This is a genomic window from Kitasatospora sp. NPDC023176, assembly GCF_055560495.1.
On sequence record NZ_JBVHIP010000016.1, the window covers coordinates 92,703 to 108,779 of the forward strand.

The window sequence follows — 16,077 nt, forward strand, 5'->3', positions numbered from 1 at the left end:
GCGGCGACCGTGGGTGCGGGATGCGGGGGTGGTCAGGCGCGGTCAGCGGGCGCCGAGGTGGTCCGGGGCCGGGCGCGGCGCCGCCACGAACGGGTGGGCCTCGGTGCCGGGCGTCGCGGGCGGGGTGGGCGGGGTGGGCGAGGTGGGCCGCAGGGGCCACCAGAGGGCGCGGCCCAGGAGGGCGGCCAGGGCCGGGACGGTGATCAGGGAGAGGACCAGGGCGGAGAGCAGGATGCCGAGGGTCAGCGAGAAGGCGACCTGTTCGCTGCCCGGGGTGGTGGCCAGGGTCGCGAAGGAGCCGGCCAGGACCAGGCCCGCGGTGGCGACGGCCGGGGCGGTGTGCCGGACGGCGCGGGCCACGGCGGTACGGGCCGGGCCGGGGCGGTGCATCTCCTCGCGGATCCGGTCGGTGATCAGGATGTTGTAGTCGGTGCCGATGGCGACCACGAACAGGAACAGCACCAGCGGGAGGGTGAAGGAGACACCGGGCCGGTCCAGGCCGTGCTGGAACAGCAGGGTCGCGGCGCCGAGGGTGGCGGCGAACCCGAGGCCGACGGAGAGCAGCAGGGCGACCGGGGCGAGCAGGCTGCGCAGGAGCAGCAGCAGGATCAGCGCGATCAGGCCGGCCGCGACCGGGAAGACCACGCGCAGGTCGCGGTCGACGGCGGTGGAGATGTCGACCACGATCGCCGCGTTGCCGCCGACGTGGGCCTCGGTTCCGGCCGGGGTGTGCGCGGCGACCGCGGCGCGCACCGGGCCGGAGACCAGGTCGCGGGCCCGCTGGCTCTGCGTGTCGGCGTTGAGGAAGAGGTCGATCCGGGCGGCGCGGTGGTTGTCGGCGAGGACGGGCCGGCCGACCTGGCCGACGCCCTCCGTCTTCTTGAGCTCGCCGGCGAGGCCGTCGAACCGCTTGGCGTCCAGCGTGCCGCCGTCCTTGGCGACCATGTACACGGTGGTCGGGTCGGAGACGCCGGCCGGCAGGGCGCGGGAGATCTCCGCCGCGGTGGCGGCTGCCGCGGTGGTGGTGTCGTCGGGCTGGCTGTAGTCCATCTTGAGCCCCACCGTGCCGGCGGCCAGCGTGCCCAGCAGGACGACCGAGCCGAGCAGCAGCGCCAGCGGGCGGCGGGCGACGAGGTCACCGAAGCGGGCCGCCACGCCGGGCCGCGGCACCCGCCGCAGGCTCCGGGAGGGCCAGAACATCGCGCGGCCGCAGGCGGCGAGCAGGGCGGGCATCAGGGTCAGGCTGCCCAGCAGCATCACCAGCACGGAGACGGCGACGGCCGGGCCGAGCGAACGGAACTGGCCGAAGCTCGCCACGCCCAGCGTCGCGAAGGCGGCGACGATGGTCAGCGCGGCGCAGGTGATCGCGGTGCCGACCTTGGCGGACACCTCGGCGGCGGCCTGCCGGGCGTTCTGCTCGGGCCGGGCACGCAGCTGCTCGCGGAACCGGAAGAGCAGGAACAGCAGGTAGTCGACGCCGATGCCGAGCAGCACGACGTTGATCAGGCCGGGGGTGGAGGCGTCCAGCTTGAGCCCGGTGAGGCTCGCCGCGCCGGCCACGGCGCCGCCGGCCGCGCCGCCGACCATGGCGACCGCGAGCAGCGGCAGCAGAGCGGCCAGCGCGCTGCGGAACACCAGCACGTTGAGCAGCACGATCAGGCCGGTGAGCAGGGCGTGGCCGAGCAGCGCGGTGCTGCGGTTGGCGTCGGTGGTGTCGGAGGCCTCGGCGAGGTTGCCGGTGAAGCCGGTGCGCATGCCGATTCCGTCGAACTGGGCGCGGGCCTGGTCCCGGAAGACCCGGAAGACGCTCTGGACGCCCTCGTCGGAGGAGTTGCCGGTCATCTCGACGGTGAGCAGTTCGAAGGTCCGGTCGGGCGCCATCGTGGCGGGGGCGACCCGGGGCGTCTGGGAGTGGTCGGGCACCAGGGCGGCCGGCTCGTCGGGCTTGCGGGGCATGACGACCCGGCGTTCGGCGAGCTTGCCGGCCCCGGCCTCGATCTGCTGCTGGTCGCCGGCGGTGAGCGGCTTGCCGTCGGTCCGGGCGACCAGCACGGTGACGGTGGTGGCGTCGGGCTTGACCCCGAAGTCCTGCTCGGCGATCCGCAGCGCTGCGGCCGAGTCGTAGCTGCGCGGCAGGAACTCTCCGGTCTGGGACTGGGTCACCCGGCTCATCAGCATCGGGCTCAGGACGGCCAGCCCGATGCCCACCACCGCCCACAGGGCGATGACCTTCCAGGCGTGTCGGGTGGAGAATCCGGTCAGTGCGCGGATCACTGTTCCTCCGGTCGGTGGACGCGAACGTCGGCCTCGGCGCCGGGGGTTCCCGGCCTGTTCCAAGACCATCAGCCGCAGGGGTGCCGGGGCGTCGTGGCAGCGGAGGATCCGCCCGGGGGCCCGCGCTCCCCCCGCCCGGCCCCGGACCGGGACCGTGGTCCTGGTCCGGGACCCTGCTCCTCCGCCCGGGGGACCACGCCCGGACCGGCCGGCCGATGTCAGAATGGGGGCGTCAGCGCTGGTCAGCCGGGAGGAACACAGATGGACGGGCGTCAGCGCCCCTTGGCGGACGCGGGTACGGACGGGCCGCCGGAGGAGTGGACGGGCCGCCTTCCGTGGACCCAGACGGACGCCCTGGTGGTCATCGGGGCCGGCACCCTGGACGTGCTCGGCTACCTGCTGCTCGGCCCGTTGACCGGCACCCGCAGCATGTCCGTGCCGGGCTTCGCCGTGATCGTCCTCTCCGGCCTGCCGCTGCTGGCCCGGCGCAGCCGCCCGGTGGCGGCCCTGGCCGTCGTCCTGGTGTTCCAGGCGGCGGCCGACCTGCTCTCCCCGATGGGCCCGCACTACGGAGCGGTGCTGGCCGTCGCGCTGTACTCGGTCGCGGTGAGCCGGAGCGTCCCGGTGACCGCGGCCGCCACGGTGGTGACGGCGGTGAGCACCACGCTGACCCAGCTGCGCTACGACGCCCCGATCTGGCCGCAGCTCATCTCCGACCCGGCGGCCGCCACCATGGTGGCCGGGGCCGGTCTGGCGGTGGCCCGCTGGCAGCGCGAGGTGGCCGACAACCGCCGGCTGCTGGCGGACCGGGCGGTCGCCGACGAACGCCGCCGGATCGCCCGGGAGCTGCACGACATCGTGGCCCACCACATCACCACCATGCAGCTGATGGCCGGCGGCGCCCGGGCCAACCTCGGGGACCAGGAGCTGGTCCGGGACGCCCTGGTCGTCCTGGAGTCCTCGGGCCGGCTGGCGCTGCGCGAGATGCGCCAGCTGCTGAACGTGCTGCGGACCGGGGACGAACCGGACGCCGCGCCACCGCTGCCCCAGCCCGGGGAGGCGGACCTGGAACGGCTCGTGGACGAGTCCCGGGTGGCCGGGCTGCCGACCGAGTTCACCGTCGAGGGCTCCCCGCGCCCGCTGCCGCCCACCCTCGGCCTGACCGTCTTCCGGATCGTCCAGGAGGGCCTCACCAACGCCCGCAAGTACGCCGGGCCCGCCCGGGCCACCGTCCGGTTCGCCTATCACCCGGACCGGGTGACCGTCGAGGTGCGGGACGACGGCGGCGGCGCGCCCCCGCCGGAGCCTACCGGCCGGCCCGGCTACGGCCTGCTCGGCATGCGCGAGCGCGTCTCCCTGCACGGCGGCACCCTGGCGACCGGCCCGCAGCCGGGCGGCGGCTTCGCCGTGACGGCCGAACTTCCGCTGACCAGCGCCGAATCGGCCGAGGCGGCCGTCCAGCACGGGCAGGCGGTCCGATGACCGCGCCGACCACCCCGTCCGACGCCCCCGCGATCAGGGTGCTGATCGTGGACGACCAGCCGCTGGTCCGCCGCGGCCTGGCGCTGATCCTCTCCCCCGACCCGTCCCTCGCGGTGGTCGGCGAGGCCGAGGACGGCGAGCAGGCCGTCGCCGCCGCCCTGCGGCTGCGCCCCGACGTCGTGGTGATGGACATCCGGATGCCCGTCCTGGACGGCGTCGGCGCGACGGCGGAGCTGGCCCGCGCCCTGCCCGAATGCCGGGTCCTGGCACTCAGCACCTTCGACATGGACGAGTACGTGGTGGCCGCGCTGCGCGCCGGTGCCCACGGGTTCCTGCCCAAGGACGTCTCCCCGGAGGAGCTGGGCTCGGCGATCCGCACGGTGCACGCCGGGGAGGCGGTGGTCGCCCCGCGGCTGCTGACCCGGCTGATCTCGGCCTACGTCCGGGCGCCCGGCGCCGCCGTCCCGCCGCCGCCCGCCGCCGGAAGCGGCGAACTCACGCCCCGGGAGGTCGAGGTGTGGCGGCTGATCGCCGGCGGCCTCGACAACGCCGCGATCGCGCTGGCCCTGGAGATCAGCCAGTCCACCGTGAAGAACCACATCACCAGCCTCTTCGGCAAGCTCGACGTCCGGGACCGCGCCCAGGCGGTGATCGCCGCCTACGAGTCCGGCCTGGTCACCGCCCGTGCGGGCCAGGGTGACCAGGCCGGCTCGTGACGTGGCTCAGCCCTCCAGGCTCTTCAGGAAGTCCAGCAGCGCCTCGGTCACCTCGGCCGGGCGTTCCTGCTGGGTCCAGTGCCCGGTCTCCGGCAGCCGCACGTGCCGGTGCAGCCTGGGCAGCCGGTCCAGCAGGTGGGCCAGGGCCTCCGGCGGCACCATCGCGTTGACCAGGTCCTGCTCGCCGGCGACGTACAGCGCGGGCACCTCGACCGTCACCCCGGTGAAGGCGGCCAGCAGTTCGGCGTTGCGGTCCATGTTGCGGTACCAGTTGAGCCCGCCGGTGAAGGCCCGCTCGCCGTGGGTGGCGTAGTCGGCCGCGAAGGCGTCGAGGTCCGCGTCGGTCAGCCAGTCCGGCAGCCGCTCGGGCTCCGGGACGGTGTCCAGCAGGGCCTTGCCCTCGGGGACGATCCACGGCCGCGGCTCGCCGTCGGGCTGGATGCCGCACATGATGCGCCGCAGGCTGGACTTGACATCGGCGGCCAGTTCGGCGTCGGCCCGGCCGCGCTCCTGGAAGTAGAGCACGTAGAAGCCGTCGCCGAAGTTCTCCCGGAAGCCCCGCAGCGGCGGCGTCCCGCCCACCGGCAGCGGCGGCACGCTCAGTCCGGCCACCCCGCGCACCAGGTCCGGCCGGAGGGCGGCGGTGGCCCAGGCGACCGGCGCGCCCCAGTCGTGGCCGACCACCACGGCCCGCTCCTCGCCCAGCGCGCCGATCAGCGCGGTGACGTCGCCGACCAGGTGCAGCAGGGAGTAGGCGTCCACGTCCTTCGGCTGCGCGCTGCGGGCGTAGCCGCGCTGGTCGGGGGCGACCACCCGGTACCCGGCCTCGGCGAGCGGCCCGAACTGGTGCCGCCAGGAGTACCAGCTCTCCGGGAAGCCGTGCAGCAGCAGGACCAGCGGCCCCTCACCCTGTTCCGCGAGGTGCAGCCGGACCCCGTTCACCTCGACGTGGCTGTGCTTGATCGCGTCGTTCAACTCCCGCTCCAGATCCGGTCGACAGGTCCGTCGCGAGCCTCCTGCCCGGCGGTGCGGGCCCGCAACCCCAGCAGCTTCCGCCCCGGGCGACGACACGGCGGGAGAACGGCGGCGGCCCGGCGCCAGAACGACGGCAAGCAGCCGAGGCCGCCCCGGAACTCCGGGACGGCCTCGGCCTCAGGCGTACGCGCTGAACTGGTTGAGCGTCAGTTCACCGTGTAGCTGTAGGGAATCGCCGCGAGCACCGCACCGGTGGTGCCGAGGCTGTTGTTGGCGGTGGCCACGAAGGTCGGGCCGGACACCAGGTAGAGCACACCCTTGACCGTGCTGCCCTTCGGGCCGGTCGGGGTGACGGTCACCTGCAGCGAGCCGGTGGCGCCGGGGGCGACGGTCACCGGGGCGGCGGCAGCGGCCTTGGCGTCCACCGCGGAGGCGTACGGGTCACCGGTGCTGGAGGTCAGCGCCGGGTCGAACGCCAGGGTGTGCGCGGTGGCGGTGATGGTGGAGGTGCCCTTCGGCGCGCCGGCGGGGCCGAACGGGCCGATCTGCTGGACGAAGGTGCTCCAGCCACCGGGGACGACCGGCTGCTCGGCGGTGCCCTTGGAAGTGGCGACCGAGATGGCGGAGCCGTCCTGGGCCTTCTTCAGGTCACCGAAGAGGTCCGGCGAGGCGGTGGTGGCGCTCAGCTCGATCTGCGCCGGCGTCGAGGACGCCGCCACGGCCTTGAGCTGGTCGGTGCCCGGGGGCACCAGGAAGCTCGGCACCGAGGAGGTCAGGCTCAGCGGCAGGTTGACGCTGGCCGAGGCACCCTGCGGCACCAGCGGCAGGTCGACGCGCTTGTCGAGGCGGCCGTCGGCCGCGATCGACTGGGTGGCGACCGTGTTGTTGGTGTAGTTCACGTTGACGGTGACCGGCTTGCCGGCCGCCAGCTTGGTCTTCGCGTCGTTCGGGAGACCGGCCGCGGTGGCCTGGTTCTGGTTGAACGCGATGGTGCCGGCGAAGTCCTGCGAGAGCTCCTGGCCGCTGACCGGGCCGAGCACGTTCAGGACGAAGCGCCAGTGGCCCTCGGCCGGGTTGACCGTGGTGGCCGAGACGCCGTTGGTGGAGGCCGTCACGTTGCCCTGGGCGTCGAACAGGGCGTTGCCCTCGATGTCGACCGGGGTGCCGTTCGGGCTGATCAGGGCGCCCTGCATGAACAGGTTCGCGTCCTTGGCGACGGTGACGCCGACCCGCAGGTCCTTCTGGCCCTTCGGGACGTCGAAGCCGTAGGCGAACATCTGGGTCGGCGAGGAGCCGCGGCCGTTGCCACCCGTGATGGTGCCGGTGAAGGCGCCCTTGCCGTCCTTGACCGGGACGAGGCTGCGCAGCACGACCGGAACGCTGGTGCTGTTGCCGTTCGAGCTGGAGACGACGACCGCCTCGCTGCTGTCGCCGCTGGTCGCGGGGACGGTGAGCTGGGCCTTGAGGGTCTTGGTCTCACCCGGCTGCAGGTCGGTGGTGTTCGGGCTCACCGCGCCGGCCGGAACCGCGCGCTGGGTGGAGGTGCCGAGCTGGACGTCGCCGGTGTAACCGGCCTTGCCCGCCGGGGTGTAGAGGACCGCGGTCCACTCGCCGGCCACCGGGTGCGCGACGTCGACCAGGCCGTAGTTGGCCGGGGTGGCGCCGCCCTGCGGACGGGTGTTGGTCTCGAAGCGGCCCGACGGGTCGAGCAGCGTCATGCGGACCACGGGACCGTTGGTGACCGGGTTCGGGCCGCCGTGCCAGGCGATCGAGGCCGCGAGGCGGTCGGCACCGGCCGGAACGGTGAACTTGACCTGCTTCTGCACCCAGTCGGCACCGTTGGTGGCGTACTTGAAGGTGTCGGTCGAGGCCGAGTCCAGCTTGACGGTCTGCTGGTTGTTCGCCTGCGGCGCGAAGCTGCGGGTGGTGGCGCTCACCGACTGCGGCTCGTCACTGGTGTTGGTGACGGAGACGTCGGTGGTGTGGGTCGAACCGGGGGCACCGGAGATGCTCACCTGGCCGGTGTTCACCACGACGGTGCGGGCACCGTCGGTGCCGTCGCCGTCGTCGTAGCCGCGGGCGGCCTCGACGGCGGCCCGGACGTTCAGCAGACCGGCGCCCTGCTCCTCGGCGGGGACGCCGAGGTCGGTGGCGGTGCCGGTGATGAACTTCTTCACCAGCGCCGGGGACGGCGAGTCGCCGCCGTGGGTGTCGCGGTAGGCCTGGATGACCAGGGCCGCGGCGCCGGTGACGAACGGCGCGGCCTGGCTGGTGCCGCCGAAGGGCTGGATGTTCGAGCCCTTGCCGTTGAAGTTGGTGCAGTCCGCGTACTTGGAGGTGTCGGCGGTGCACAGCGCCCAGTCCGACTCACCCGGCGCGACCAGGTCCAGCGTCCGGCCGGCCATGGTGAAGCCACCCGAGGACAGCGCGGAGATCCGGCTGTTGTTCCAGGTCCCGTTGGAGAACTTGGAAGCCGCGTAACCGGTCTGCTGGTAGTTCTGGTTGTCCGTCGACGCGCCGACCGAGATCACGTACGGGTCGGTGGCCGGGGTACCGATGGTGCCGCTGAGGCCCGCGTCACCGGTGGAGACGGCGACGGTGACACCGGCCTTGACGGCCTGCTCGTTGAAAAGCGCGATGGTGTCGTGGGCGCCGCTGTCCGGGGTGACGTTGCCGCCGAAGGACTCGTTCAGCACGTCCACGTGGGCGACCCGCACCGCGTAGTCGATGGACTGCAGGATCGACGAGTTGGACATCATCTCGCCGCCGGCCTTCAGCGCGACCAGGTCGGCGTCCGGGGCGAGGCCGCGGATGTTGATGTTGCAGCCGGCCGGCAGCGGGTGCGAGGCGTTGACGAACTGCGAGACGTCGTAGGTCTGACGGCCCTGGGCGATGACCGCCGAGGCGTCGCCGAAGGCCTCGGCGCCACCGCTCGGCGCGTCCCAGCCCTCACCGGAGAAGTCCTGGTGGTCGACCACGGCGTGCGAACCGTCGGCCCGGATGAAGTCCGGGTTGTTCGGGTCGAGCGCGTCGGCGATGTAGGCGACCTTGACACCCTTGCCGGTGGCGAGCTTCTCCGCACCGGGGTTGCCGTTGCCGCTGTAGGCGTGGACCGAGTAGAGGCCCTCGGGCTCCAGCAGCGGCTTGGACGGGTCGGAGGGGCAGACCGTGTTGGTCGCGTTCTCCTGGGAGGCCTGGCCGTTGCTGCCCGTAACGGCCTTCGAGGCGTCGGCGGACTTGCCGGACGTCGCAGCCGCGGCGTCGGCCTTCTTCGCGGTGGTCCCGGCGACCGGGGCCACCTGCACCTGGGTGTCCGCAACCACGGCGGCGACCGCCGGGTCGGCCTGCAGCGACGCGCGCTCCGCCGGGCTGACCGTGGCGGAGAAGGCGTTGCCGACCACGAAGCTCTTGACGTTGGTACCGCCGCTGGCCTTGACCTTGTCCAGCAGCGGCGCCTGCGAGCTGGCGGTCTTCTGCTGACGTGCGCCGAGGTGACCGTGGTCGGCCGGGGCGTCCGCTATCTGGTCCTTCAGGATCACGATCACCGGCGCCGGCGACCCGTCCGAGGACGCCGCCTGGGCGTTCTGCGGATCCTGGGTCGGGGCTGCGCTCGCGATGGTCCCGAGGCTCAGGACCATGGACGCGGCGGTAACGGTGACGGCGGCTGCTAGCTGGGTCTTGCGCCAGCCGATCAATGGACATCCTTTCGTCTGATGAGACGTCAGGTTGCACGGCTGAGCGTAACCGGATCCTGGTCGGACGCATGGTTGCTCCGGACCGCGCGTCCCGACAGCGGACGCATTCCAGCGCATCCGCCACGACCACGACAAGGGGTCAAAAACCCATCAGAAAGTAAAAATAACCATCGGAAAGTAAAATACACAGTATAAATCCGGCCGAGTCCGCCCCTTTTTCACCGATCAGAGCCGGTCGGAGAACGGTGAGAACTGACCGATCCACCTGCAAAAACTTCCCGTGGCGAACACTGGCCACAGGCGGAACATCGCCACCTACAGCCAACTTGTCGACAACGTGACCCTTCCTTCCCTGTCGATCGCGATCGAAACAGCGGTCGGCCCGATACACGGACCGGGCGGCCGGGGAGTTCAATCGACTCCCCGGCCGCCCGGGTGTTTCGTCATCGGATGCGAGGCGACTCAGGTGTGCGGTTCAGGAGTACGGCTCAGGTCTGCGGTTCAGGACCGCGATTCAGCAGCGCGGGTCAGGAAGTGGCCGCCAGCCGCTCCTGAGCGTCCGCCAGGTCCTCGGCCGTCGGGGCGTCGTCCTGGGTCAGCCGGTGGCGCCAGTACCCGGTGAAGTCGATGGACTCCTTCGGCACCCCCCGCTCCTCCACCAGCCACCGGCGCACCGCCCGTACCGCCCCCGCCTCCCCGGCCAGCCAGACGAAGGGCCGGCCGCCCGGCAGCACGCCACCTCGGAACGCCCCGGTCAGCAGGGTGCCCGGGGCCGCGCCGTCGCGGTACAGCCACTCCACCTCCAGGCCGGCGCGGGTCGGCAGCTCCTGACGCTCCGCCCGGTCCGCCACCTCGATCCAGGCGTACGCCCGCACCCCGGCGGGCAGCGCCTCCAGCAGCGTCGCCATGGCCGGCAGCGCGGTCTCGTCGCCGGCCAGCAGCACCCAGTCGGCCGCCGCCGCGGCCTCGGTGAGCGGCACCGGCGGGGCGTACAGCGCGGAGGGGCCGACCAGGCCGAGCCGGTCCCCCGGCACCGCCCGCAGCGCCCAGGAGGCAGCCGGGCCGGTGTCGCCGTGCAGCACGAAGTCGACCACGATCCGCCGGGTGCCGGGCTGCCGGCGACGCAGGGTGAAGCTGCGCAGCACCGGGCGCTCGGCCTCGGGGATCGCCAAGTAGGCCTGGTACCAGCCCATCGGGTCGTCCTGCTGGGCGGGCAGCACCGGCTCGCGCTGCCCGGGGCGCGGGAAGCAGAGCTTGAGCTGCTGGTCGGGCGCGGTGCCCACGGTGTCGGCCAGGGCCTCGGCCTCGAAGACGATCCGGGCGGTGCGCGGCGTGATCCTCTCCACCGCTACGACCTCGACGAAGCTGACGGGCAGTGTCATCGCGAAACCCCTTCGATGCGCGATCCTGATAACTTACGGCATAAAGAGTTGCTGCCGCGCGGATACTTTACGCTATAAGGAGACTTGGGATGACCGTCTACGCCGGGCAGGGCGACGCCCACCGCTCGCTCGCCCTGCTCTGGGGCCGGCCCGACGAACCGCGCACCGGGCGCAGCGGCCCGAAACCCGGCCTGAGTGTGGACGCGATCGTGTCCGCCGGAATCGCGGTGGCCGACGCCGAGGGAATGGCCGCGCTCTCCATGCGCGCCGTGGGCGAACGACTCGGCCGCACCGCGATGGCGCTCTACACCTACGTTCCCGGCAAGGCCGAACTGCTCGACCTGATGCACGACCGGGCGCTCGCCGAACTCCCCACCGGACCACCCCCGACGGACAGTTGGCGGACCGCCGTCACCGTCTGGGCCGAGCAGCTCTACGCCTGCTACCTGCGCCACCCCTGGGTGCTCCAGGTGTCCCAGGCCCGCCCCGTCCTCGGCCCGGCCGAACTCGCCGCCGTGGAGCACCTGTTGACCGCCCTGCAACCGGCCGCACTCGCCCCGGACCGGCTGCGCGGCGCGGTCGCCGCGCTCTGGCAGTTCGTCCGCGGCACCGCCGCCACCACCGCCGACGCCCGCGGCGCGGCCGCCGCCACCGGCGTCGCGGACGAGGAGTGGTGGACCACCCGCTCCGCCCGACTCGCCGAACTGGCACCGGACTTCCCCCAGCGCTACCCGCTGCTCACCGCCCTCCAGAGCACCGCCGGCGGCCCGCCCGAGGAGAGCGGGCGGGAGGCCTTCCGCACCGGGCTGGCGGTGCTCCTCGACGGGGTGGCGGCGGGAGCCGGAAGCTGATCCGGAAGCTGGGCTAACCCCGGCGGGCCGCCGGGATCGCCAGCAGGACGCCGAGCACCAGCAGGACGGCGTACCCGGCGGTCTCATGGCCGTCCGGCACCAGGAAGCGGACGAAGCCGAACAGCCGGAAACCCCCGAGCCGGTCGGCCAGCAGGCCGGAGCCGCCGCCCAGGATCAGCACGAAACCGAGGTAGCCGAGCATGGTCTTCATAGCCCCCGAGCCTAGGAACCCGCGACCGTCCGACCAACCGACTTTCGGTGCGACCCGGGCCCACCAAAGTCGCGCCCCGGGCCCCGGCCGCCCCGCCGCCCGGTGGATCCGGACGGAGCAGCAGGCACGGCGGCGACGCGGCACCGCCGGTACGTTCGCCCTGTGCAGCCAAAGCGTGTGCAGCAGAAACCACCGTCCGTCGCCAGGGTCGCGGCCGCCTCCGCCGCCTCCGCCCTGGTGCTCGCCGCCGGAGCCCCGGCGGCCCTCGCCCAGGACACCGCCGTCGGCGGGGAGCGGCTGGGCCGCCCGGCCGTCCAGGTCGCGCCGCTGGCCGGGGCGCCCGCCCTGCCCGCCGAACTGACCGGCCGCTCCTGGCTGGTCGCCGACGCCGACACCGGCGAGGTGCTCGCCGCCCGCGACGCCCACCGGCCGCTGCCGCCGGCCAGCACCCTCAAGATGCTGTTCGCGGACACCGTGCTGCCCAAGTTCGACCGCAGCGCGGAACACCAGGTCACCCCCGCCGAACTCGCCAACCTCGGCGTCGGCAGCAGCCTGGTCGGCGTCAAGGAGAACCTCCCCTACCGGGTCGAGGACCTCTGGCGGGGCGTCTTCCTCAGCTCCGGCAACGACGCCGTGCACGTCCTGGCGCACATGAACGGCGGCGTCCAGCAGACCGTCGGCGAGATGCAGGCCCGCGCCCAGTCGCTCCAGGCCAAGGACACCAGGGTGATCTCCCCCGACGGCTACGACATGGACGGCCAGGTCTCCTCCGCCTACGACCTCACCCTGTTCGCCCGCGCCGGGCTGCGCAACGCCGACTTCCGCTCCTACTGCGCCACCCGCACCGCACGCTTCCCCGGCGGCCTGGACAAGACCACCGGGCAGCGCACCACCTTCGACATCGCCAACACCGACCGGCTGCTCGGCAAGTACCCGGGCCTGATCGGCGTCAAGAACGGCTACACCACCAACGCGGGCGCCACCTTCACCGGCGCCGCCGAACGCGGCGGCCGCACCCTGCTGGTGACGGTGATGCACCCCGAAGCCCAGGGCAAGGTCTACGACGAGGCCGCCAGCCTGCTCGACTGGGGCTTCGCGGCCGTCGGCAAGGTCCAACCGGTCGGGCAGCTGGTCGACGACCTCGCCGCCCCGAAGGGCGGCGCCGGCGCCGCGGCGGGCTCGGCCGGCTCCCCGAGCGGCGGGGCCCCGCAGGCCGACGCCGACGCCGGACTGCCGCCCTGGTCCCGCCCGCCCGTCCTCGACGGCAGCGGCTCCGACCTCGGCCCCGCCCTGTGGACCGGCGCCGTGCTCGCCACCGCCCTCGCCGTCTGGGGCACCGCCCGCACCGCCGCCCGCCGCCGCGCCGCACCCGCCGCCGCCCGCCCGGCGGCCACCGCGCCCACGCCCACCGGCATCAGGTCCACCCGTATCGGCGCCACCGGCGTCGGCAGCCGCACCCCCCGCCGGCTCACCCGCCGCGTCCGCGCCCTGCTGCACGGCACCCGGCCCCGCCGCGGCCACTGACCTGCGGCCCCTCCGGGACCTCCCCGAGGGCGGGTCTGACGGCTCGCGCCCGGCGGGACCGTCAGCCACGCCCTAGACTTCCGGCCATGACCACGCCCGACCCCGCCGCCGACCGGCTCGCCCGGATCGTCAGCCTCTCCTCCGGCAGCTACCTGCTCGTCACCACCTACAAGAAGGACGGCACCCCGGTACCGACCCCGGTGTGGGTGGTCCGCGACGGGGAGGCCCTCGGCATCTGGACCGTCGCGGACTCCTGGAAGGTCAAGCGGATCCGCAACCGCTCCGACGTCCTGGTCGGCCCCTGCGACGTCAAGGGCCACCCGACCGGCGACCAGTACCCGGCCACCGCCGAACTCCTCTCCCCCGAGCGCACCGGCGCCTACCGCACCCTGCTCCGCCAGAAGTACGGCCTGCTCGGCGTGCTCACCCTGCTCGGCAGCCGGCTGCGGCGCGGCGAGCGCGGCACCGTCGGCATCCGGATCACCCTGGCGGACTGACGGCCTGCCGGGTGCGGGCCCGCCGGCGCGCCGTCAGGTGGTGCTGGTGAACCGGCGGCGGTACTCGGTGGGGGTGGTGCCCAGGTGGCGGGCGAAGGCGCGGCGGAGGGTCTCGTCGCTGCCCAGGCCGCTGTGCCGGGCGGCGGCGGTGACGCCGTATCCGTCGAGGAGGAGCTGCTGGGCGCGGTCGAGCCGGACCCGTTCGACCCAGCGGGCGGGGGTGGTGCGCAGTTCGGCCTGGAAGAGCCGGGTCAGGTGGCGGGTGCTGACGGCGGCGGTGGCGGCCATCGCGGGCAGGCTGTGGTCGGCGGCGGGGTCGGCGAGGACGGCGTCGGTGAGGGTGCGCAGCAGGGCACTGCGGGTGGGCGGGGTGGCCAGTGCCGTGGAGAACTGGGACTGGCCGCCGGGGCGCTGCATGAAGACCACGAGTTCGCGGGCGATCTCCCGGGAGATTCCGGCGCCGTGGTCGTGTTCGACGAGGGCGAGGGCGAGGTCGATGCCCGCGCTGATGCCCGCACTGGTGTGGTACCGCCCGTCGTGCACGTGCAGGGCGTCGGGTTCGACCCGGACCCGGGGGTGGCGCAGTTCGAGGGCCCGGGCATGGCGCCAGTGGGTGGTGGCGCTGCGGCCGTCCAGCAGGCCGAGCGCGGCCAGGACGAAGGCGCCGCTGCACACCGAGGCGACCCGCTCCGCCCGTCCGGCCAGGCGCTCCGCAGCGGCGAGCAGCCGCTCGTCGGGCCCCGTGGTGGCGAGGTGGTCGGCCCCGGCGACCACCAGGGTGTCCAGCGGCCCGGTGTCCCCCGGTGCGGCGGTGGCCGCGAGGACCACGCCGTTGGCGGCGGTGACGTTGCCGCCGTGCGGGGAGACCAGCGTGGTCGGGTACGGGTGGCCGAGCCGGCCGGCCTGGTGGAGGACCTCCATCGGACCGCTGACGTCGAGCAGGGTCACGCCGTCGAACACGAGGAAGGCGACCCGCCGCGTCATGTCCGGATCCGAGGGGTGGGCGTCTGAACGGACATGGTGCCAGCCTACGCCGCCGGGCGAGGGTGGAGGAGTCCACCGAGCGACTTCCCGAGGAGATGACGTCATGACCACCGGAATCACCGGAACCAGCGGAACCAGCGGAACCAGCGAGACCGTCGCGGGCGTGCGGATCCCGGACACCGCCCTGGCCCGCGAGGCGACCGAACTGGTCCGGGACACGGCCTCCCCGCTGCTCTTCGACCATTCGCGGCGGGTGTTCCTGTTCGGGGCGCTGCGCGGGGCCGAACAGGGCCTGGAGTTCGACCCGGAGCTGCTGTACGTGGGAGCGATGTTCCACGACCTCGGCCTCACCCGGCGCTTCGCCCGCACCGATCAGCGGTTCGAGATCGACGGCGCCGACGAGGCCCGCCGCTTCCTGGCCTCCCACGGCATCGCCGAGGAGCCCGCCCAGCGGGTCTGGACCGCCATCGCGCTGCACACCACCCCCGAGATCCCGCTGCACATGGCGCCGGAGATCGCCCTGGTCACCCGGGGCGTGGAACTGGACGTCCTCGGCCTCGGCTACCACGCCGTCACCGCGGAGCAACGCGCCGCCGTGACGGCCGCCCACCCCCGGCCCGACTTCAAGAACCGCATCCTCACCGCGTTCACCGAGGGCATCAGGAACCGCCCGGGGACGACCTTCGGCAATGTGAAGGCCGACGTCCTGGCGCACTTCGTCCCCGGCTTCGAGCGGGGCGACTTCGTCGAGGTGATCCGGGGCTCCGACTGGCCGGAGTGAGATCCCCCTTCACCGTGGCAGGCTTGACGGTCATGGAACATGACGAGGCCGCGCTGCCGCCCCTGCTGGTGGTGGACGGCGCGAACGTGGTCGGCTCGGTGCCGGACGGCTGGTGGCGGGACCGGCGCGGGGCCGCCGAACGCCTCCGGGACGCGCTGGTCGCGGTCGCCGCGCAGGGCCTGCCGGAGCGTCCCGGGCCGCTGGACGTGGTGCTGGTGGTCGAGGGCGCGGCCCGGGGCGTGACCGGGCTGCCGGAGGTCCGGGTGGTGTCGGCGGGCGGCAGCGGGGACGACCGGATCGTGGACCTGGTCCGCGAGGCCCGCGCCGAGGATCCGGCGCGGGCCTGCGTGGTGGTCACCGCCGACCGCGAACTGCGCGCCCGGGTCGGCGCGTTGGGCGCGGCCGTGACCGGCCCGCGGAGCGTCCGGGGCTGAGCCCGGGGTCCGGGATCCGGTCAGTGGGCAGGGCGGATCTGGAGCGCGTTGATGCCCCAGTGGACCGACGGGTCCGAGGTGTGCACGGTGAACCGGAAGTCCCGGCCGGGACGGGCGGGTATCTCCACCGAGCCGACGCCGACGGAGTCGGCCGGGCATCGCACCGCGAAGTCGGCCGGGGCGGCGGCCGGACGTGGGAATCCGGAGGCGGCGGGAACCAACCGTTCCGGCCGTCCGACTGGTGGGGCGTGAGTGCGAAGTCGCCGGGTGT

14 protein-coding genes are annotated in these 16,077 nt (G+C 73.7%); 7 read left to right on the plus strand and 7 right to left on the minus strand.

The features are described from left to right. Positions 1 to 42: 42 nt before the first annotated feature. Positions 43 to 2,274 carry an MMPL family transporter gene (locus ACZ3YL_RS22390; RefSeq protein ID WP_465659314.1) on the minus strand — a complete coding sequence of 744 codons (2,232 nt, stop codon included), beginning with the start codon at positions 2,272 to 2,274 and terminating at the stop codon, positions 43 to 45. A 261-nt stretch (positions 2,275 to 2,535) separates the two neighbouring features. Here ACZ3YL_RS22390 and ACZ3YL_RS22395 point away from each other — a divergent pair, with 261 nt between their 5' ends. Then, entirely contained in the window at positions 2,536 to 3,756 is a 1,221-nt protein-coding gene (locus ACZ3YL_RS22395; RefSeq protein WP_188304963.1) for a sensor histidine kinase, read from the plus strand. Then, positions 3,753 to 4,472, plus strand: a complete 720-nt coding sequence (locus ACZ3YL_RS22400; protein ID WP_188304964.1) for a response regulator — start codon at positions 3,753 to 3,755, stop codon at positions 4,470 to 4,472. Before ACZ3YL_RS22395 ends, ACZ3YL_RS22400 begins: the two co-directional genes overlap by 4 nt. Positions 4,473 to 4,478: 6 nt before the next feature. On the opposite strand, the gene ACZ3YL_RS22405 is transcribed toward ACZ3YL_RS22400, so the two are convergent. The 3 genes from ACZ3YL_RS22405 to ACZ3YL_RS22415 all read right to left on the minus strand — a co-directional run bounded on the left by ACZ3YL_RS22405 (position 4,479) and on the right by ACZ3YL_RS22415 (position 10,524). After that, entirely contained in the window at positions 4,479 to 5,447 is a 969-nt protein-coding gene (locus tag ACZ3YL_RS22405) for an alpha/beta fold hydrolase (protein ID WP_188304965.1), read from the minus strand. Positions 5,448 to 5,653: 206 nt separating this feature from the next. After that, positions 5,654 to 9,085 (minus strand): S8 family serine peptidase, encoded by a 3,432-nt coding sequence (locus ACZ3YL_RS22410; RefSeq protein WP_223242287.1) that lies wholly within the window; start codon positions 9,083 to 9,085, stop codon positions 5,654 to 5,656. Positions 9,086 to 9,669: 584 nt separating this feature from the next. Next, positions 9,670 to 10,524 (minus strand): siderophore-interacting protein, encoded by an 855-nt coding sequence (locus tag ACZ3YL_RS22415; protein ID WP_188304967.1) that lies wholly within the window; start codon positions 10,522 to 10,524, stop codon positions 9,670 to 9,672. An 89-nt stretch (positions 10,525 to 10,613) separates the two neighbouring features. Between ACZ3YL_RS22415 and ACZ3YL_RS22420 the strand changes: the two genes are divergently transcribed. Beyond that, positions 10,614 to 11,375 carry a TetR/AcrR family transcriptional regulator gene (locus tag ACZ3YL_RS22420; RefSeq protein ID WP_465659316.1) on the plus strand — a complete coding sequence of 254 codons (762 nt, stop codon included), beginning with the start codon at positions 10,614 to 10,616 and terminating at the stop codon, positions 11,373 to 11,375. 13 nt (positions 11,376 to 11,388) lie between these two features. Here the strand turns inward: ACZ3YL_RS22420 and ACZ3YL_RS22425 are convergent, their stop codons facing one another. Next, on the minus strand, positions 11,389 to 11,586 hold the full coding sequence (locus tag ACZ3YL_RS22425; protein WP_188304969.1) for a hypothetical protein: 198 nt from the start codon (positions 11,584 to 11,586) through the stop codon (positions 11,389 to 11,391). Between the two features lie 177 nt (positions 11,587 to 11,763). Here ACZ3YL_RS22425 and ACZ3YL_RS22430 point away from each other — a divergent pair, with 177 nt between their 5' ends. After that, positions 11,764 to 13,110, plus strand: coding sequence for a D-alanyl-D-alanine carboxypeptidase family protein (locus tag ACZ3YL_RS22430; protein ID WP_465659318.1), 1,347 nt, complete (start codon positions 11,764 to 11,766; stop codon positions 13,108 to 13,110). An 86-nt stretch (positions 13,111 to 13,196) separates the two neighbouring features. After that, complete coding sequence (locus ACZ3YL_RS22435; RefSeq protein WP_188302987.1) at positions 13,197 to 13,607, plus strand: PPOX class F420-dependent oxidoreductase; 411 nt, start codon at positions 13,197 to 13,199, stop codon at positions 13,605 to 13,607. 33 nt (positions 13,608 to 13,640) lie between these two features. Here ACZ3YL_RS22435 and ACZ3YL_RS22440 read toward each other — a convergent pair whose 3' ends face one another. Then, positions 13,641 to 14,591, minus strand: a complete 951-nt coding sequence (locus ACZ3YL_RS22440) for a GlxA family transcriptional regulator (protein ID WP_188302988.1) — start codon at positions 14,589 to 14,591, stop codon at positions 13,641 to 13,643. Between the two features lie 103 nt (positions 14,592 to 14,694). Here ACZ3YL_RS22440 and ACZ3YL_RS22445 point away from each other — a divergent pair, with 103 nt between their 5' ends. Both ACZ3YL_RS22445 and ACZ3YL_RS22450 read left to right on the plus strand, forming a co-directional pair. Continuing rightward, entirely contained in the window at positions 14,695 to 15,372 is a 678-nt protein-coding gene (locus ACZ3YL_RS22445) for an HD domain-containing protein (protein WP_465659321.1), read from the plus strand. A 32-nt stretch (positions 15,373 to 15,404) separates the two neighbouring features. Then, the gene (locus ACZ3YL_RS22450) at positions 15,405 to 15,806 is read left to right on the plus strand and encodes an NTP pyrophosphohydrolase (protein WP_188303008.1); all 402 of its coding nucleotides are present in this window, start codon (positions 15,405 to 15,407) and stop codon (positions 15,804 to 15,806) included. 20 nt (positions 15,807 to 15,826) lie between these two features. Here ACZ3YL_RS22450 and ACZ3YL_RS22455 read toward each other — a convergent pair whose 3' ends face one another. Then, positions 15,827 to 16,027, minus strand: coding sequence for a hypothetical protein (locus tag ACZ3YL_RS22455; RefSeq protein WP_465659323.1), 201 nt, complete (start codon positions 16,025 to 16,027; stop codon positions 15,827 to 15,829). Between the last annotated feature and the right edge of the window lie 50 nt (positions 16,028 to 16,077).